A 16,391-nucleotide genomic window follows, 5' to 3' on the forward strand; every position below is an offset into this window, starting at 1 on the left:
GCGGTTTCCCGCACCGCGTCACGGCTTCCGTCCGATTCCTCTCCCTTTCCGTGCGACCGCCCGGTGAACGGTGTGCAGGTCCGAGGGATGTTTCGGGGCGGGCGCAACCGCGGGTGCGGGGGCGGGCCTCAGCCCACCTCGTTCTCCGCCACCGCCTGCCCGCGCACCACCACGTCCCCGCCGTAGAACACGCCGGTGAAGACCGGCGCGTACGTGAGCTGCACCTCGACCTGCACCGCCTGCGCGGTCGCCGCCACGCAGTGCGTCGCCGCGATGTCCGGGCCGGACATGTCCATCTCGCGGGCGAACGCCTTCACCCGGGCGTCGCAGTTCTCGTAGTTGATCGGCGCCGGGCCGCCCACGTCGTCGTAGAGGGCCTCGCGGTCGATGTCCTGGGCGGCGTAACGGGCCGCCTGCTCCGCGATGTCCGCCGCTCGCTCCCGCTTGGAGATGGACATGCCGCCGTCGATGACGAAGGCCGCCAGGGACAGGAAGACGAGGGCGAAGATGATGACCGCGCCGGCGCCCGAGCCCCGGTCGTCCAGCCGCGCACGGCGGTCCGACACCCAGGTCCGACAGGTCCGACAGGTCAGCCGGGTCCGTACACGTGCCGCTCTCACGCCGTCCTCCGGTACGGGTCCAGCGGCGAGCTGAAGCTCGCGGTCAGGGTCGTCGGGATGTCCAGGCCCAGCATGGCGAGGCCCCGCACCTCGCAGCTCACCTCGACCGTGAAGAGGGTGTCCGGCTCGAAGCCCCGGCTGGTCTGCAGGACGGTCACCGGCCCGGAGCAGACGTCCGCGAGGTTCGCCTCCGCCGCCGCCCGCGCCTCCGCCATCGCCGTGCCGTGGTCCTTCTGGATCGAGCCGGCCCGGGCCGCGTCACGCGCCGCGCCGTCCAACGCGCCGCGCCCGTCGACCAGTTGCCCGAACCCCACCAGCACCAGAATGAACAGGATCATCACCGGCGCGAGGATGACCACCTCGACGGTGGACAGACCCCGGTCCCGATTCCGGTCCCGATTCCGGGCCAGGTCCAGGTCCCGGTCCCGGTCGTCGTCCGGCCGCAGGACGCGTCCGTCCCACAGGGGGACGCCCATCTAGTTCTCCCCCTCCTGCACGAACCGCTCCACCGGCCCCACCGACTGCGCGTGCACCGTCAGGTCGAGCCCCGGGAACACCGTCGGGACGCGTGCCGTGATCTCCACGCCCACCGTGTTCTGCTCCGGCTGGAGCATCCTCACGTCGGGGCCCAGCACCAGCTGCGGGCCGAGCTGCCGGATGTAGCTGTCCACCACACCCCGCGCCTCGCCCCGCCAGCCACCCGGCCGGGCGTCCGCCGTCGCACGCGCCTTGCGCGCACCCGCCTGCGCCGCCGCCTGGGCGACGTGATCGGCGAAGAAGTACAGCGCGAACTGCACCGTCGCGAAGATCATGAAGAACAGGACGGGAGTGAGGAACACGAACTCGATCGCGCTCATGCCGGAATCGCCGCGGGCGGAGGCGGCCTCCACCCGTCGGCGTACCCAGCGGCGTACGCGCACCGACATCCCCGTGAGAGAAGTGACGGCCGTCAGCAGGTGCCGCTCGCCTGGGCGCCCTTGATGCAGTCGCCGACCTTGTTGGCGCCCTCGCTCAGCGCGGCGTTGATGATCGCGGCCACCACGCCGACGATCGCCACGACGACCGCCGAGATGATGACCCACTCCACCGCGGAGGCGCCGCGGTCCAGTTCGCCGGAGCGGGCGCGCTCCACGCGGGCCCGCATGAAGGTGACCAGGAAGTCCACGGCGGGGACGCCGGTGTGGAAGGTACGTCCGTTCATGACGCGTTGTCCTCTCGAATTCGGTTCACGGGAGTTCTGACGTACGGCTCGGGGTTCGCGGTTCTCACACCTGGAACACCCGCATCGCCGCCGGGAAGATCAGGAACACGAGGAACCCCGCGCACAGCAGCAGCTGCGCCACGAGCATCGACTGGGACTTCTCACCCGCGCTGCCCTCGATCTCGGCGAGTTCGCGGTGCCGCATGGTCTCGGCACGGGAGGCGAGGGACTCGCGCACCTTGGCACCGTCGTCCGCGACCAGCGCCAGCGACGCGGAGAGGTCCTTGAGCTCCTCCACGCCCAGCTCCTCCCCCAGCTGCCCCAGCGCCTGCCACTGGCTGATGCCGGTGATCCGGGCGTCGGCGAGGGCGCTGCGGATGCGCTGCGTCGCCCACCCGTCGGACACCTCGGCCGCCGCCATCAGCGCCTCCGGCAGGCCCCGCCCGCCGGCCAGGCTCATCGACACCAGGTCCAGGTACGCGCCGATCACCCGGCGCAGGTCGCGCCGCTTCTCGGCGGCGTCCCGGCGTACCTCCAGGTCGGGCAGGAAGAAGAACAGCGCCGCGCAGAGCAGGGCCATCCACACCGGGACGATCGGGCTGTCGGCGAGGGCGAGCGTCCAGACGATGGCGAAGAGGAACGGGCCGAAGAACAGGCCGGCCACCGCCAGCAGCACCTTCGTCGCCAGGAACTTCTCCCAGCTGCGCTCCAGGACGGCGAGGTCCGCGCGCAGCGAACGCTGCTCCCACCCCTGCTGCAGGTAGAACTCGGCCACCCGCGAGCCCACTTCGGCTCGCAGCGAGCCGAAACGGCCGGTGTCCCGCGCCGCCGTCCGGGCCGACTCGTACGCCGTGCCGCGCGCCCGCATCGCGTCGATCCGGGCGACCTGGGAGAGCGCGCTGCGCTTGGTCGGCATCAACGCGCGGACCAGGACGTAGAGGCCCAGTCCGATGACCGCGCCGACGACGACCGGCATCGTCAGTTCGTCACTCACCGGCGTACCCCCTCTTCCGGCTGGAGCGGCGACCGCTGCTGGGCGGCCGGTACGGCACCGGGCGTACGCGGACGCACGAACCGCACCCCCGACTCGTCGCGCACCAGGAACCGTTCGGGCGTCTCGATGGTGGACAGCTTGCGCAGCCACCAGAAGCCGAGCGCGAACAGGCCGCAGACACAGGCCAGTACGAGCTGACCGACCGCCGTGCCGTACGGCTCGACGAACTCCCGGTTGAAGATGGACAGTCCGAGCACGAACGCGATCGACACGGCGACGACGATCTGCACCGAACGCCGGGTGGAGGCGCGCTGCGCCATCACGCGCTGCCGCATGTCGACCTCCTCGCGGGCCGACTTGGCGAGCGCGCCGAGCACCTGCCGCAGACCGGGGCCGCGCAGCCGGGCGTTGAGGATGAGCGCGGCGACGATGATGTCGGCGGAGGCGTCGTCGATCTCGTCGGCGAGCTGCTGGAGCGCGTCGGGCAGCGGGGTGCGGGCGCGCAGCCGGTCCACGAGCGCGTCGAGGTGCGGGCGCAGCACGGGCGCGGCGGCCCGCGCGGACGCCGGGATGGCCTGCTCCAGGCCCACCGCGCCGGCGATGGTGTCGCGCAGCGACTCGGTCCAGGAGGCCAGCGCCTCCACGCGCCGCATCGCGGCCCGTTCCTCCCCCGCGCCGCCGAAGAGCCGGTCCCAGAAGAAGACGAGGACGGCGGCGGCGGCACCGGCGACCGCCCAGCGGGTCAGCAGCAGCACGGCGAGGCCGACGAGCACGGCGAGGGAGCCGCGCCGGCCGGCGAACCGGATCAGCTCGCCCGCGCGCTCGCCCGCCTTCTGCTTCTCGTGCTCGGGCCTGGCGGGCAGTCCGCGTACGGCGACGGCGAGCAGGGCGAGTCCGCCGCCGACCGCGACGCCGGACGCGAGCGCGTACAGGACGGTGGTGGAGAACAGGCCGCCCATGGCGCCGAGCGAGTCGAGCGATCCGGGCGCGGCGAGGTCGGTGGTCGTCCGGGTCACCGGGCTCACCCCCACGTTCCGCTGGGCCGGTAGCCGTAGGCCATCAGTTCCTCCAGGCAGGCTATGGGGGCGTGCGCGGTGACCCGCCCGTCGGGGGCCTCCGCGAACACCTCGCTGGACAGCACGCGCCCGTCGACGCCGTTGACCTCGCGCACGGAGGTGACCATGCGCTGGAGGCGGCCGCCGCTCTGGTAGTCGTTGCGCCGCTGGATGAAGACGACGAAGTTCACCGCGCCCGCGATCAGCATCTGGCTGGCCTCGATCGGCAGCCGCTCCGTCGCCTGCAGGGCGTAGGTGGAGATGCGGTTGAAGACCTCGCTGGAGCTGTTGGCGTGGATCGTGGAGAGCGAACCGTCGTTGCCCTGGGACATCGCGTTCAGCATGGTCACGATCTCGTCACCGAGCACCTCGCCGACGATGACACGGGAGGGGTTCATGCGCAGCGACCGGCGCACCAGCTCCGCCATGGAAATGGTGCCCTGGCCCTCGGAGTTGGGCAGCCGCTCCTCGAACGCCACGACGTTGGGGTGGAGGTCGGGGAAGGTGTCGAGCCCCAGCTCCAGCGCCCGCTCGACGGTGATGAGCCGCTCCTGCGGCGGGATCTCGTTGGCGAGGGCGCGCAGCAGGGTCGTCTTGCCGGCGTTGGTCGCGCCCGCGATCATGATGTTCTTGCGGGCGCGGACGGCGCAGGCGAGGAAGTGGCCGAGCTCGGGGGTCAGCGTCCCGTTGCCGACGAGGTCGGAGATGAACACCTTGCCCATGCGCGCCCGCCGGATGGACAGCGCGGGCCGCCGCGTCACGTCCATGACCGCCGACAGACGCGAACCGTCCGGCAGCCGCAGGTCGAGCTGGGGGTTGGCGGAGTCGAAGGGCCGGGACGACAGACCGGAGTACGCGCCCAGCACCTGGATCAGCTCGATGAGCTCCTCGTCGGTCTCGGCGACGGGCTCGCCCCGCACCTCACGGCCGTCCGAGTAGCCGACGAACACCTGGTCGCAGCCGTTGATGTCGATGTTCTCGACCTCGGGGTCGTCGAGCAGCGGCTGGAGCCGCCCGACCCCGAACAGCGCGGCGTGCACGGCGGCCGCGTACTGCTCCTCGGTCTCCGCGTCCAGCGGCGTACGGCCCGCGTTGATCTCCGCGCGGGCGTACTCCTCCAGGATCTGCGCGATGACGGCGCGGGCGTACTGCCGCTCGTCCTCGGTGGACATCGGCGTGACGCCGTTGACCTGGTCCAGGCGGCGCTGTTCGGCGATCCGGTCACCGGCGTCCTGACGGAACCGCTTGACCAGCTGGTGGTCGACAGCGGTCATCGCCCGGCCCCGTGCGCCTGCGGCGGCTGCTGGGCCTGGGCGGACGTGGCCGCCCAGACGGCGCCGTACTGCTGGTAGAGGTCCGCCGTCACCTTGCGCGCGGAACGGATCAGCAGCGACTTGTCGAGCCGGCCGCGCCTGCGCCCGGCCAGCTGCTCGGCGCCGGCCGGGTCGTCGGCGAGGGTGCCGACCACCCGGGCGCCGGTCTGCGCGTGCACGAGCATGTCGTTGACCTGGGACGCGAGCTTGGCGGCGTCGCCCGTGTCGGCGACCAGGACGACGCCGATCACCGGGTTGCCGAGGCTCGCGGCACCGCGCGGCCCGCCGTGCAGCTTGCCGGCGAGCGCGGCGGCCCGGTCCCGTACGCGCGCGAGCGCCTCGGGCTCGGTGCGCGAGATCAGCAGGACGAGGGAGGCGTGCGGGAACAGCTCCACGGCCGGGGTGTCCCCGCTGATCCGTCCGCAGTCGGCGATGACGTCGGCGGGCGCGTGCGGGGAGTCGGCGAGCGAGGCGAAGGCGTGCCCGAGCGTCGGCCAGAGCCCGGCGAGCCCGGCGGCCTGCTCGGCGATCCCGAGCCCGACGAGCACTTCGAGCCCGCCGCTCAACGGCTGCACGTGGTCCCAGAGCTGGTCGGGCACGAGGCCGCGGCGCGCGGTCGCGGCGATGGACAGCATCCCGGTGTTCGGGTTCAGCGGCCCGCCGTGCGCGGCGGCACTGCGGTAGACGAGGTCACCGCCCGCCGGGTCGGTCTCGGCGAGCAGCACCCGCCGCGGCCAGACCGCCGCGAGGGCGACGGCCGCGGTGGTGACGCCGGGGGAACCCTTGTCGGCGGCGAGGGCGATGAGGGCCATGGGTCGGGTGCCGCCTTCTAGTTGCCAGGAACGAGGACGAGGGCCACCTCGCCGTTGGAGGAGGCCTGGGTGAGTTCGGCGGCCCGGGCGCTGTCGACGACCAGCGTGACGGGCAGGTTGGTGCTGCTGACGATGTCGTCGCTCTTCACGGCCTGGACGAAGTCCACGCGCGCCTGCTCCACGATCACGGAGTCGCTTCCCCCGGTGGCGCCGGAGGAACCGCCGTCGGCGTCATCGGAGCCGGACCGGGCGGTGCCGCCGACGCGGTAGGCGGCGACGGTGTCCCCCGACTTCAGTCCGGTCGGGTACTGCCCCTCCTTGAGGGAGAGCCCGACGAGGGCCTTGCCCGCGGGCACCTTGGCCTCCTCGCCGAACATCTGGCCGACGGCGACGACTCCGGCCGGGATCGTGCTGACGGCCTTGAGCTTCTTGAGGGTGGCGAGCTGCGACCACTTCACATAGTCGATCCCCGGGTCCTCGGCGACCATGACCGACGTGGTGTTGGCGTCGGTGACCGCCTGTCCGGCGGGGATCTCCGCGGTGATCTTCACGACCTCGATCCGGTCCCCGGCCTGCAGCACGAGCATCGTGGCGCCGAGCGCGCCGACCAGGATCAACAGGACCGCCAGCGCGGCCAGCGCGGGTTTGCGCTCGCGAGGCGGAGTGGGAAGCCGCTCACCGACCGCCGGCCCGGCCGGTGCCGCGGAACGACCGGCGCCCGCCCCCGTACGCTCTTGGATCTTCACGCAACCGCTCCCCGTACACCCAAGACGATGTCTGCCAAGTTCCCTGAAACTCCGGACACTTCACCCCCGTCCGCTCGCGCGCAGACATGCGCGACGGGTCGGACCTGCCCACCCGACCTGGGCGAACGGCCAGCGCTGGGGCGAGTGTCAAGCCATCGCACCGTATCAGCCACACATAAGCCCCTCAAGGCCGATCCCGGCTCACGGACCTCGCCCCGCACACCGTTACTCATCTGCAATTTCACTGTTGAACAACCCAGTTGGGCCCGGCGGACCACCTGTGCGCGAGCGAACCGCCGAGACGCCCCACCGGCCACGGAGGACGTACGGCCCCTCACGCACCGCACATGAGCCCTGCACGATTCACTCACGAGGACGCCGGGCGGCCATGCCATGATCTTCGCCCGTCCCGGCGACGGGCGTACGGCAGCGGCACAGACGACGGGCACGCAGGTACCCGAACCGTCCACCGCGCTGCGCGAGCCGCTCGACCGGTGACGTCCCCGGCGCCATCCGCCCCCACACAACCACGACCCCACGAACTCCCGAGGGAACCCCCACATGAACCGAGCCACGGCGGCCGCCGCGACCGCCCTGACGCTGATGACCCTGACCACGCTCACCGCGTGCGGCGGGGAGGGCGAGTCGGACAAGACGACGGGCGAACCCCGCCCCTCCGCCTCCCAGTCGAAGCAGCCCACCCCCGCCGAGAAGCTGGCCGGGCTCATGGTCGCGCCCGCCGACGTGAAGGGCTTCTCGGTGCAGGAGCACAGCGACGAGTTCGCCCTCGCCAAGTCGCCCAAGGAGGTCACCCTCGACAAGCCGGCCTGCGCGCCCCTGGCGTACGCGATCAACCAACTCCCCCTCGGCGAACCGCAGGCCGACCTCACGCGCGTACTGGCGGACGAGGCGAAGGGCCTGAACAGCGCACACACCTACATCACGCTCACCGCCTACGCGTCCGGCGCGGCGCAGTCCGCCATGGCCGGCGTGAAGAAGGCCGTGGCGGCCTGCGGCGACGGCTTCACGGCCAAGGGAAGCGGCGGCACCGGCGCGTACGACTCCGTCACCCCGGAGGACGTCACCCCGGCGGGCGACGAGACCCTCGGCTTCGCGTCCACGATGGCCTTCCGCGGCGCCTCGCACACCATGCACACCCAGGTCGTCCGCAAGGGCGAGGTCGTCGGCGTCTACTTCTCGGTCAACGGCTCGGCCATCGCCAACGCCAGGCCCAGCGACGCGGAACTGGCTCCGGCGGTGGTGAAGGCACAGAACACGAAGCTGGGCTGACACACCGATGACCGCGCAGGAGGCAGGGACGGTCGGCTGTGCCCTGATCGGGTGATGGTCGGGGCACTCGGCCCGCGGGCCGGCGGCCACCCGTTTGTGTGGACACCGTACGTATCCACGCGTCCACGCCTATGAACGGAACGGTCATGTCGGAACCACCGGCCCCGGACCTCTACACCATCGAAGTCGAGCCGGAGGTGCGCGCCTGGCTGGAAACCCTTCCGCACGCGGACTACCGAGCCGTCGAACGCTTCGCAGACAGGCTCGCCGACGACGGCCCCGCGCTGCCGTTCCTCCTCGCCAGCCACCTCGGCGACGGCCTACGGGAGCTACGCATCGGGCCGGTGCGCGTCACCTACTGGTTCGCTCCGGGGCGCCGCGCGGTCCTTCTCACCGTCTTCCGCAAAACCAGGATGCGGGAGCGGGACGAAGTCGCGCGTGCGCAGCGAGCGAGGAAGGAATGCGAGGCGGAACACGCGCCGGCCGGTGAGCACGACGTTTACAGTAGGGACGAGGAGGCCCTATGAGCAGCGGATACCACACCAGCTGGAAGGTCCCGCCGGAACACCGCGAGGACCCCGCGTACCGTGCCGCGGGCCGCCGCATGGACTTCGCCCAAGCGGTCCACGACCGGCGCTCGGCCCTCGGCTGGACCACAGCGGAGCTGGCCCGACGCGCGGCGCTCTCCGAAGAGGACATCGAAGCCATCGAGGAGAGCGGCGTCGACCCCACGCTCGAGCTGATCGAGCGCCTGGCCACAGCGCTCGAGGCCGGAGCCCGCATCGACCCGCGCACCAGCCCTGAATTCCGCTTCGAGGACCACGCGGCCTGACCACGGAGAGGCCGCGGAGGCCGCCCCTGCGCCCCCGCTCACCTCCCGATCGGCCCCCAGTCCCGCCGGGGTCGTGGCGGCTCGACGGGCTGGGCGGGCACCACAGGGTCGCGGCGGGATCGCCCGGAGAACCACTCCCCCACCAGCAGGACCATCATCGTGAGGGAAGGACCGGCGAGCACCAGGCCGAGCACCAACCCGAACCACCCACCACCGTCCCCGCGGCTCAGCATCCCCACTCCGGAGACAGCGAGGGCGACACCGCCGATCACCGGGGGAAACAGCCAGGGCCAGGCGTCCGGCTCGGCCACCGCCTCCTCACGCCGCCCCTGGCAGAAGGCCGACCACCAGAACCGGGCGCTCCACCACACGAGCAGATACACGGAGACGGCCCCGGCGCCGAATCCGAGCCGGGCCGGCCACCCGACCCGGCCCGTGACCGCCGCGGCGGTGAGCCCGACGGCCAGGAGGACCCAGATGAGGAAGAGCACGACACCGACGGCCAGCCGGTACCCACGGCTGCCCTGGAGAGCACGGTGCGAGATGAAGACCATGACCGCAGCGTAGGCGGAGCAACTCTCCGTCGTACGCCCCCATCGATGCCGCCGGAAGCCGTCATCTCGGCTCATTCGTCGGATAGTTCGCGGTGGTGAAACCGATAACCCCACCGATATCGTCAGTGCACTGGAAACGTTTCGTCTCACGGGGAGCTCACTGTGAAGCGCCGCACTTTGCCCGTTGCTGTCGCGTTCACCGCCGCCGCAACCTTGATGCTGACGGCCTGCGGAGGCGGGAACGACGAGTCCGGCGACAGCGACAAGATCGCCGGCGCCGACCAGGGGACGGAGAAGCCGAGCAAGTCGGCCGAGCCCTCGGGAGCACCGGCACAGGACAAGCCGGACGGCGTGGACGTGTCCCTGCCCGCGGACATCAACCTGGTCTTCGACTGGGAAAAACCGAAGAACGAGAACGAGGCGGCCGCGATGGACGACGCTGCCAACTTCTTCCGGGCCATCTACCGGGGCGTCGACAAGCGCACGACCGAGGACGCGTCCGTCGCCGCGTATGCCACCGGTGACGGGCTGAAGTACGCGGAGACGCAGATCAACGCTTGGATCGAAGGCGGCTGGACCGCCACCGGCACATTGCGCCACTACGACGCCGCCACTCGGTCCACTGCGAACGGCAAGTCGGTGGAGGTGGCGTTCTGTGCGGACGCCGGAAAGTTCTACGGCAAGGAGATTAAAACCGGCAAGGTCCTCAAGACCGAGCCCAGCATCAAGGACTTTGACCACTACAAGATCATCATGGTCAAGTACCCCACCGGAGAAAGCCTGTGGCAGGCGTCGAAGGTGTTCGTCGAGACGAAGGCAGCGAAGTGCCAGTGAAGGGAGCACTTCGCTTTGAAGGGCGGAAGCGAAATGAGTACAGACGCCACCGCGCTGGTCAAGCTCACCACCATCGGGATGAATGGCGCAGGCCGATACCGCAGCACTGTTACTGGCGGGCTACAGCAGCAGCGGAGACCCATGAAAGTCCCCCTCGGCGCTCTGACACTCCGGAAGCAACCCGCACACAGATCCTCTCCGGTCTGTGCACCTACATTCACAAGTGCGTGCACTCTGAGACCGGGGCGGCCTGGTGTGTCTCGTGGTGCCCTCGATAGCGTCTGTGCGTTAACTGATCCTTTGTCTCACGGGGAGCCCTTCTTGAAGCACCGTGCTTTGCCCCTTGCAACCGCGCTCGCCGCGACCGCAGCCCTCCTGTTGACGGCCTGTGGCGGCGGGAGCGACAAGCCCAGTGACGATGACCAGATTGCCGGGGCGGAAACCAACGACACGAAGACATCCGCATCGCCCAACGCCTCGGCTTCCATCAGCCGTCCCGACCTGTCACTTCCCAGTGATGTCAAAGAAGTCTTCGAGGGTTGGAGTATGGGTGACGAGGACAAGGACGCCGCTCTCGCGGATGCCGGTCGGTCCATGACGGCCGTCAACAGGGCCATCACGGACAGTCAACCCGATTCCGCAGCCCTGAAGTTCTACTACGAAGGGGAGGCACTCGTCGGTGCCGCGAAGTGGGTGCAGACCTTCGTGGACCATGACGCCACCATCACTGGCACCACGCGCTACTACTCCCCGACTGTCAACATGTCCGGCAAAAAGACGGCAGCAGTCACCCTCTGCGCGGACGAGAGCAAGGCATTTAACAAGTTCCGCAAGACGGGCAAGGTCGATCGCAGCGCGCCCTCGGACGATTCGTACGTGTACTACCTGAGCCGACTGAAACTCAACGACACGGGTGTCTGGGTGACCACAGAGGTCCACTCGCAGCGTGGGAGCGCGAAGTGCACACCGTGAGGGCAGGCAGGACAGCGGTTCTGGTTCTGGCGCTGTCCGTCGGTGCCCTGGTGGCAACCGGCACGGCGCACGCAGGCACCGGCTTCGGAGGCTCCCGCGGTGGTGAGACCAACGCAAGCGGCGATGCCAAGGACCGAACGATCACTTCGCAAGTCACCTTCAACACGTCCAGGAACGGCTCGGGCGAGTCGACGGGTACCCCAGCCCCTGTGGGTACCTACGATCCACCCGGTTGCTGGTATGAACCGCTGTGGACTCCTGAGGAGTATGAGAAGGAGTTCAAAAAGCGCTGGAACGTGGGGCACTTCAGTGGTGCTGGCGAGGCTTATGCCGGTGAAACAGCTCGCTATGTCGACGGAAAGCCCTACAAGGACTTCAACAAAGACAAGTCGGGGGAGGGCATGTTCTGGGGCGCCGTGTACGACTGGGACCGCCTAGAGGGTGACGACTACCTGGCTTGCGGCGAGGCTGACTTCTGGGTCGACAACGGTGACGAACCGCCCGTGGAGAACGCCATCGACGCCGAGACCCTGGCCCAGCTCGCCTACAACGAGATCAAGGTTCCCGATACCGAGGTCACACTCAGGCCGGAGAATGTCACCAAAGTGAACCTCCCGACGTGGGCCTGGTTGGACAAGGCCGACTTCCACGAGGTGTCCGTCACTGCGACCCTGGACGTCGGTGGCTGGAACCTCTCCTCGACCACCACTGCCAAGCCTGTCTCCTTGAAGCTGGAGCCAGGCACCGAGGACGCCACGTTGTTCCCCGCCTCCGGCGAGTGCGCCATCAACGACGACGGTTCCATCGGCGCGCCGTACGCCAAGGGCAAGGCCGACGAGGAGCCCCCGTGCGGGATCACGTATCTGCGTGCGTCCGGAGGGGAGACCTATGAGTTGCAGGCCACTGTGACCTGGGAGATCTCTTGGGAGAGCACAACCGGTGAGAGCGGCACCCTTCCCGACGGCACGTTCGGGACGACTCAGGACGTAGCCGTTCAAGAAATCCAAGCCATTAATCGCTGACATGAGCAACGTGATCGAAATGCAGGAACTTAAATGTCGGACCTAACTGTCGATTTCACACTCCTCAGCACCTCCGCGAAACAACTTAAGGCAATCCAAAAAGAATTCAAAGAGCTGAACGAATGGAAAGACGACATAAAGTCGGTAGTCGGCGCCAGTGAACTCAAAGAGGCGATGACAGATTTCATTGACAACTGGGATGACAACCGGAAAAGCCTATTGGAAGACTTGGAAAACGTCGGAAAAATGGTGGATGGAACCCGGGACGCTTTCAAGGGCCTAGACGATGAACTAGCAAAGGCCGGCAAGAAGGATAAATAGCAGCCAACTGGCTACTAAATCACTGCACGTGGGGGACAGGAATGGCAAGACCCAAGGACTGGAGCCCTCTACGGGAGGGCGATCCTGTGCCCGGTGACCCTGTGGGAATCCGCGGCCAGGTCAAGCACATGAAGACGATCGCCGAATACCTGCGCACCCAGGCAGCCGCGCTCACTGCCATGGCGGATGCCGATAACCTAAAGGGAGACTATGCCGACGAACTGGCCGAAAATGCTCGAGGTCTAGGACGCAAGCTTGACCTGGCAGAGGACCGGTACCGCGAGGTGCAGGGCCATCTTTCCAACTGGTCCGATGAACTGGAGGAGTTCCAGAAGAAGGCGGACAAGGCTCTCCGTGACGCAAAGGAGGCCCAACAGGTCATCGATAGTCACACCGACAATCAGGATGACAAGCAAACGCCCGACAAGAAGGACGAGGATAAATCGTCCGAGCCCGCGAAAGAGAACCCGGTCCTCAAGCAAGCGAAGGAAGACCTTGAGGACGCCCGTAAACGTCTGAACACTGCAGAGGGAGACTACGGAGAGCGCGCCGGTCACTTTGCGAGTAAGATCCGCTCATCCATCGACGACGACATGAAGGACAGCTTCTGGAATGACATTAAAGGATGGGTCGCCGACGCGGAATGGCTCGGAAAAATCGCAGACTGGGCCAGCTGGGCAGCCACCATTGTGGGCGTCGTCGCCATGTTTTTCCCCGCTGTAGGCGTCATCGCTCTCGCTCTGACCGCCGTTGTGGCCGTTATCCATATTGCCCAAGCAGCAACTGGCAACGGTTCATGGTTCGACGTCGTAATGGACCTCGGCGCGCTAAAAATGGCGCGAAATGGCATTAAGGCCGCAAAGGCTATCAAGGCTTTACAGCAGAGCTCTAGGAAGACTGCGGCTGGCCTGGCGAAGGACAGCGCTACTGCTCGGGCCGCGCAGGCCAATTCCGGTGCACGGAAGACTGCCGCCCGGAATGCCAGGAAGCGCGGAGGCACCTCCAGCAGGAATCGTGAGCGTGCACGCGCCCGTCGCCTCCGGTTGGAAGGCGAGAACCGCGCTGCAGGAAAGAAGGCTTCCAACGAGGTCCGCGACTCAGAGATGCCGCAGATCACCGCGCAGGAAAAGGCCGGTGTGCTCGGTGATGCGCAGGTGGCTAAGCAGGTGAAGGACATCAAGAAGTGGCGTGACGCCTACCCTGACAACACCGGGCTGGCGGACAACGCACGCCAAGCAGAGCGCCATAAGGACGCGCTGCAAGGGTCATGGGCAGTCAGCACCGGGCTTGATACAGCGGACAAGAGCGCTGATTACGCTACTGATGACGCATACAGCAGGATGAAGGACCGCATGACGGCGCCAGTGCCAGGCACGTCGCAATGGTGAGGAAGGGGCCGCATGACCGAGCAAGCACCAGCTGCACAGCCTGACAACCAGGGTGACCGAGAACGTCGTATTGCCTACGGCGTGGGCGCCGTCAAATGGATTTTCCTACTGGCTCTGCTCCGACTGCTCATTACCCCTATGAGCGATGAACTTCTGGGCGACGAATTGCTACCCATGCCCACCTGGGAGTGGTCCCTCTTCTCGATCACACCCGGAATTCTGATCTACCTTCTCCGCAGGCCCCGGGACTGGCAACAGTTGAGTAATGATCTCACTATCGTCAACTGGTCTCTGCGCTTCTACCTGCTTTACGGCCTGGCCTTCGCCGTTCTCCAAGGGGTGGGGGTTCTGTGGATTTCCGTTCTGGCCGGCACCGCAGGACTGGCCGGTATCTGGCGTCTCAATCGCAGGGAGTTCACGAGTGCCACCTGAAGATCGAAAAGTCGACCTTCCTCCCGTGACGGGATACCGTGTCCTACTGCCCAGTCAATGGGAACAGATCCCATTGCGCCAAGGCACCGAAGAAGCAGTCCGGAGAATACTTGACACCGCCTTCGCTGCCATCCCTGACAACGCTCCGCAGGATAAGATCGGCCCGTATAAGCGCGAACTTGAACGACGTTTTCGAGCTGCTGTTTCCCAGGCTCAGCGTGGCAACGCCCTGGATCTTTATTTGCCAGTCAAACCCACAGCAGAGGTCAACCTTGGCGCATCGATCATTGTCTCGGAGGATCTACTTCCGAGACGCGGTCGGGATACGGGGCTAGATTACCCTGCCCAAGTAGCAGTTCAACTCCTGTCGCGAGACGGAGTCGACGGTGGCGACTGGAGTTCAGGGGAAATCGATGGGGCCCTTGCCGTGCGCCGCGAGCACATCGTGCAGGCAGATCCCGGCAAGGGCGTGGAACTCGCCTCCCGACGGGTTGAGTACATCATGTCAGTGCCCGAAGACCCCAATCGCTGGTTCATTGCCGCGTTCTCGACCGTCGGTGACGGAGACCCCAGGGATGACCTGGCAGAAGCCCTAGTCGAATGGTTTGACGCAGTGATGACAACATTCCGATGGAGGCGCGGATGAGCGAGCCCTTCTTCCCGGTCATCGATATCGAGTACATCGATGCATACCCGTGGTCAATTGTGCCGCCGCGCTCCGGGGACATAGAACCATTCGAGGAATGGGAGGACATCAAGGCTTGGGCTCGCGAGGAGGCCGAGGATCTCTGGCTGGACCGTGAGCTTGATCCGGGGCCACATGGCGTCGACTTTGTAGCCGGCACTTTGGAACGCTGCGCCGAGGCCCTTTCCCCACCCGGGTCCGACCACTGGCTCTTCCTCCACCTCGACCACCCGACCGACCTTCCGCTGCCCGTCTTCGCAGCGATCGGACCATCCAGCGGTCCTCGGATGGAGACCCTTCGCGCCCTGACACTGGCCGACGATTCGACCGCCGCGGAACCCCCCGTCGTCAAGACCTTCCAGGCCCGGAATCTGGGGGACGGCCTCACCACCTTCCGCTACGTCCCGCAAACGGACTCACCCCACCTGCTGGCCTGCATCCGTTACGCCTGGCAGATCTCGGAGCACGGAGCCGACATCGTGCTCTGGACTGCCACGGAGGATGTCGCGCGCATCATGTACGCCAGCAAGGACTTGGAGCAACTGGCCCACACCTTGGGCATTTTTGTCCCTTGACATTCCACAACGGCGGACGTGCTCCAAGCCGCGGCCAACCCTCTCGCGGCTCCACCCCAACGCGTCAGCGTGGGACGGGAGAAGCACATGCAGGTCGTCGCCCGCCTGTCCGCAGACGAAGCCGCACTCGTCGATACCTTCTCCGGCGAGTTCGAGACGCGAATGCTGCTGATCCGTTTCCGTGACGGTTCCTGGCTGCGCGTCGACACGGAGGAACTCCGCAGCGAGCTCCGCATGTACGCACTTCGACACCCGTACCCCGACAGCTGACGGCCCCCGGTGCGTTCGACGTCCGAACGCACCGGGTCGGCACCCTGCCTTTACTTGCGAGCGGCCTTCGCCAGTTCGTCGTCGATCTGCTCGAACTTGTCGGCGGCCATGGTCAGGTAGTCGCCCATGCCGTCCAGGCCGTCCAGCGTGGTCTTCGCGCCGTTGGTGAACTCGTCGAAGTTCTCGTCGAAGGCCTTGGAGGAGCTCTTCGTGACGTAGCCGGAGTTGACCAGGTTGTTGATGTACTTGCGGAGGCCGTCCAGCTTCTCCTGGAGCTTCTCCTTCTCCTTCACGACATGCTTGGCCGCTTCCCGCATGTCCTGATATGTGATGTCAAGGTCCTTGGCCATGAAGCCGCTCCCTCTCGCAACGCCGCAGGGCCAACCCCCGTGGCTCCCTGTTTGCGGAACTGTCGGCACGGGGCCGCTGGGGCCGCCGGTGCGATCGTCCGCTCTTGCGGCAGCAGCTTACGGGG

23 protein-coding genes are annotated in these 16,391 nt (G+C 67.4%); 12 read left to right on the forward strand and 11 right to left on the reverse strand.

The genetic code is table 11. The features are described 5' to 3' along the window. Positions 1–128: 128 nt before the first annotated feature. From ACFY3N_RS27115 to ACFY3N_RS27155, 9 genes are all read right to left on the reverse strand, one after another. A complete protein-coding gene (locus tag ACFY3N_RS27115; RefSeq protein WP_390819357.1) occupies positions 129–566 on the reverse strand; it encodes a pilus assembly protein TadG-related protein in 438 nt (145 codons plus the stop codon). Positions 567–616: 50 nt separating this feature from the next. Next, on the reverse strand, positions 617–1,096 hold the full coding sequence (locus tag ACFY3N_RS27120; RefSeq protein WP_390819358.1) for a TadE/TadG family type IV pilus assembly protein: 480 nt from the start codon (positions 1,094–1,096) through the stop codon (positions 617–619). Next, complete coding sequence (locus ACFY3N_RS27125) at positions 1,097–1,546, reverse strand: TadE family protein (RefSeq protein WP_390819359.1); 450 nt, start codon at positions 1,544–1,546, stop codon at positions 1,097–1,099. Between the two features lie 23 nt (positions 1,547–1,569). After that, positions 1,570–1,821, reverse strand: a complete 252-nt coding sequence (locus tag ACFY3N_RS27130) for a hypothetical protein (RefSeq protein WP_390819360.1) — start codon at positions 1,819–1,821, stop codon at positions 1,570–1,572. Between the two features lie 64 nt (positions 1,822–1,885). Continuing rightward, positions 1,886–2,797 carry a type II secretion system F family protein gene (locus ACFY3N_RS27135; protein ID WP_390819469.1) on the reverse strand — a complete coding sequence of 304 codons (912 nt, stop codon included), beginning with the start codon at positions 2,795–2,797 and terminating at the stop codon, positions 1,886–1,888. 14 nt (positions 2,798–2,811) lie between these two features. After that, positions 2,812–3,774, reverse strand: a complete 963-nt coding sequence (locus tag ACFY3N_RS27140; RefSeq protein WP_390819470.1) for a type II secretion system F family protein — start codon at positions 3,772–3,774, stop codon at positions 2,812–2,814. 62 nt (positions 3,775–3,836) lie between these two features. Continuing rightward, positions 3,837–5,144, reverse strand: a complete 1,308-nt coding sequence (locus ACFY3N_RS27145; protein WP_390819361.1) for a CpaF family protein — start codon at positions 5,142–5,144, stop codon at positions 3,837–3,839. Beyond that, entirely contained in the window at positions 5,141–5,995 is an 855-nt protein-coding gene (locus ACFY3N_RS27150; protein WP_390819362.1) for a hypothetical protein, read from the reverse strand. The genes ACFY3N_RS27145 and ACFY3N_RS27150 overlap by 4 nt, the downstream gene beginning before the upstream one ends. A 17-nt stretch (positions 5,996–6,012) precedes the next feature. Continuing rightward, complete coding sequence (locus tag ACFY3N_RS27155; RefSeq protein ID WP_390819363.1) at positions 6,013–6,741, reverse strand: hypothetical protein; 729 nt, start codon at positions 6,739–6,741, stop codon at positions 6,013–6,015. A 561-nt stretch (positions 6,742–7,302) separates the two neighbouring features. On the opposite strand from ACFY3N_RS27155, the gene ACFY3N_RS27160 reads away from it, so the two are divergent. The 3 genes from ACFY3N_RS27160 to ACFY3N_RS27170 all read left to right on the forward strand — a co-directional run bounded on the left by ACFY3N_RS27160 (position 7,303) and on the right by ACFY3N_RS27170 (position 8,863). Next, positions 7,303–8,031 (forward strand): hypothetical protein, encoded by a 729-nt coding sequence (locus ACFY3N_RS27160; RefSeq protein ID WP_390819364.1) that lies wholly within the window; start codon positions 7,303–7,305, stop codon positions 8,029–8,031. Between the two features lie 146 nt (positions 8,032–8,177). Next, positions 8,178–8,558: a type II toxin-antitoxin system RelE/ParE family toxin gene (locus ACFY3N_RS27165; protein ID WP_390819365.1), complete on the forward strand. Its 381-nt coding sequence runs from the start codon at positions 8,178–8,180 to the stop codon at positions 8,556–8,558. Continuing rightward, positions 8,555–8,863: a helix-turn-helix domain-containing protein gene (locus tag ACFY3N_RS27170; protein WP_390819366.1), complete on the forward strand. Its 309-nt coding sequence runs from the start codon at positions 8,555–8,557 to the stop codon at positions 8,861–8,863. The genes ACFY3N_RS27165 and ACFY3N_RS27170 overlap by 4 nt, the downstream gene beginning before the upstream one ends. Positions 8,864–8,901: 38 nt before the next feature. Here ACFY3N_RS27170 and ACFY3N_RS27175 read toward each other — a convergent pair whose 3' ends face one another. Continuing rightward, positions 8,902–9,417, reverse strand: coding sequence for a hypothetical protein (locus ACFY3N_RS27175; protein WP_390819367.1), 516 nt, complete (start codon positions 9,415–9,417; stop codon positions 8,902–8,904). Between the two features lie 162 nt (positions 9,418–9,579). Between ACFY3N_RS27175 and ACFY3N_RS27180 the strand changes: the two genes are divergently transcribed. The 9 genes from ACFY3N_RS27180 (at position 9,580) to ACFY3N_RS27220 (ending at position 15,916) form a co-directional block, all read left to right on the forward strand. Continuing rightward, on the forward strand, positions 9,580–10,251 hold the full coding sequence (locus ACFY3N_RS27180; protein ID WP_390819368.1) for a hypothetical protein: 672 nt from the start codon (positions 9,580–9,582) through the stop codon (positions 10,249–10,251). 321 nt (positions 10,252–10,572) lie between these two features. Continuing rightward, positions 10,573–11,223, forward strand: a complete 651-nt coding sequence (locus ACFY3N_RS27185; protein ID WP_390819369.1) for a hypothetical protein — start codon at positions 10,573–10,575, stop codon at positions 11,221–11,223. Then, on the forward strand, positions 11,211–12,245 hold the full coding sequence (locus tag ACFY3N_RS27190; RefSeq protein WP_390819370.1) for a hypothetical protein: 1,035 nt from the start codon (positions 11,211–11,213) through the stop codon (positions 12,243–12,245). The genes ACFY3N_RS27185 and ACFY3N_RS27190 overlap by 13 nt, the downstream gene beginning before the upstream one ends. 33 nt (positions 12,246–12,278) lie before the next feature. Next, a complete protein-coding gene (locus tag ACFY3N_RS27195) occupies positions 12,279–12,566 on the forward strand; it encodes a hypothetical protein (RefSeq protein WP_390819371.1) in 288 nt (95 codons plus the stop codon). A gap of 128 nt (positions 12,567–12,694) precedes the next feature. Then, positions 12,695–13,954 (forward strand): hypothetical protein, encoded by a 1,260-nt coding sequence (locus tag ACFY3N_RS27200; RefSeq protein WP_390819372.1) that lies wholly within the window; start codon positions 12,695–12,697, stop codon positions 13,952–13,954. A 12-nt stretch (positions 13,955–13,966) separates the two neighbouring features. Further along, complete coding sequence (locus ACFY3N_RS27205; protein ID WP_390819373.1) at positions 13,967–14,386, forward strand: hypothetical protein; 420 nt, start codon at positions 13,967–13,969, stop codon at positions 14,384–14,386. 25 nt (positions 14,387–14,411) lie between these two features. Beyond that, a complete protein-coding gene (locus ACFY3N_RS27210; protein ID WP_390819374.1) occupies positions 14,412–15,032 on the forward strand; it encodes a hypothetical protein in 621 nt (206 codons plus the stop codon). After that, positions 15,029–15,646 (forward strand): hypothetical protein, encoded by a 618-nt coding sequence (locus ACFY3N_RS27215; protein WP_390819375.1) that lies wholly within the window; start codon positions 15,029–15,031, stop codon positions 15,644–15,646. Before ACFY3N_RS27210 ends, ACFY3N_RS27215 begins: the two co-directional genes overlap by 4 nt. An 87-nt stretch (positions 15,647–15,733) precedes the next feature. Then, a complete protein-coding gene (locus ACFY3N_RS27220) occupies positions 15,734–15,916 on the forward strand; it encodes a hypothetical protein (RefSeq protein ID WP_390819376.1) in 183 nt (60 codons plus the stop codon). A gap of 50 nt (positions 15,917–15,966) precedes the next feature. Here the strand turns inward: ACFY3N_RS27220 and ACFY3N_RS27225 are convergent, their stop codons facing one another. Continuing rightward, positions 15,967–16,266 carry a WXG100 family type VII secretion target gene (locus tag ACFY3N_RS27225; protein WP_006133193.1) on the reverse strand — a complete coding sequence of 100 codons (300 nt, stop codon included), beginning with the start codon at positions 16,264–16,266 and terminating at the stop codon, positions 15,967–15,969. Positions 16,267–16,391: the final 125 nt, after the last annotated feature.

Source organism: Streptomyces sp. NPDC000348 (assembly GCF_042898795.1).
In the GTDB taxonomy this organism is placed as follows: Bacteria; Actinomycetota; Actinomycetes; order Streptomycetales; family Streptomycetaceae; genus Streptomyces.

Excerpts from the sequence above, each read along its gene's own strand:
- ACFY3N_RS27120 (WP_390819358.1), bottom strand. The coding sequence starts at position 1,096 with ATGGGCGTCCCCCTGTGGGACGGACGCGTCCTGCGGCCGGACGACGAC.
- ACFY3N_RS27125 (WP_390819359.1), bottom strand. The coding sequence starts at position 1,546 with ATGTCGGTGCGCGTACGCCGCTGGGTACGCCGACGGGTGGAGGCCGCC.
- ACFY3N_RS27130 (WP_390819360.1), bottom strand. The coding sequence starts at position 1,821 with ATGAACGGACGTACCTTCCACACCGGCGTCCCCGCCGTGGACTTCCTG.
- ACFY3N_RS27135 (WP_390819469.1), bottom strand. The coding sequence starts at position 2,797 with ATGCCGGTCGTCGTCGGCGCGGTCATCGGACTGGGCCTCTACGTCCTG.
- ACFY3N_RS27140 (WP_390819470.1), bottom strand. The coding sequence starts at position 3,774 with ATGGGCGGCCTGTTCTCCACCACCGTCCTGTACGCGCTCGCGTCCGGC.
- ACFY3N_RS27145 (WP_390819361.1), bottom strand. The coding sequence starts at position 5,144 with ATGACCGCTGTCGACCACCAGCTGGTCAAGCGGTTCCGTCAGGACGCC.
- ACFY3N_RS27150 (WP_390819362.1), bottom strand. The coding sequence starts at position 5,995 with ATGGCCCTCATCGCCCTCGCCGCCGACAAGGGTTCCCCCGGCGTCACC.
- ACFY3N_RS27160 (WP_390819364.1), top strand. The coding sequence starts at position 7,303 with ATGAACCGAGCCACGGCGGCCGCCGCGACCGCCCTGACGCTGATGACC.
- ACFY3N_RS27165 (WP_390819365.1), top strand. The coding sequence starts at position 8,178 with ATGTCGGAACCACCGGCCCCGGACCTCTACACCATCGAAGTCGAGCCG.
- ACFY3N_RS27170 (WP_390819366.1), top strand. The coding sequence starts at position 8,555 with ATGAGCAGCGGATACCACACCAGCTGGAAGGTCCCGCCGGAACACCGC.
- ACFY3N_RS27175 (WP_390819367.1), bottom strand. The coding sequence starts at position 9,417 with ATGGTCTTCATCTCGCACCGTGCTCTCCAGGGCAGCCGTGGGTACCGG.
- ACFY3N_RS27195 (WP_390819371.1), top strand. The coding sequence starts at position 12,279 with ATGTCGGACCTAACTGTCGATTTCACACTCCTCAGCACCTCCGCGAAA.
- ACFY3N_RS27200 (WP_390819372.1), top strand. The coding sequence starts at position 12,695 with ATGAAGACGATCGCCGAATACCTGCGCACCCAGGCAGCCGCGCTCACT.
- ACFY3N_RS27205 (WP_390819373.1), top strand. The coding sequence starts at position 13,967 with ATGACCGAGCAAGCACCAGCTGCACAGCCTGACAACCAGGGTGACCGA.
- ACFY3N_RS27215 (WP_390819375.1), top strand. The coding sequence starts at position 15,029 with ATGAGCGAGCCCTTCTTCCCGGTCATCGATATCGAGTACATCGATGCA.
- ACFY3N_RS27220 (WP_390819376.1), top strand. The coding sequence starts at position 15,734 with ATGCAGGTCGTCGCCCGCCTGTCCGCAGACGAAGCCGCACTCGTCGAT.
- ACFY3N_RS27225 (WP_006133193.1), bottom strand. The coding sequence starts at position 16,266 with ATGGCCAAGGACCTTGACATCACATATCAGGACATGCGGGAAGCGGCC.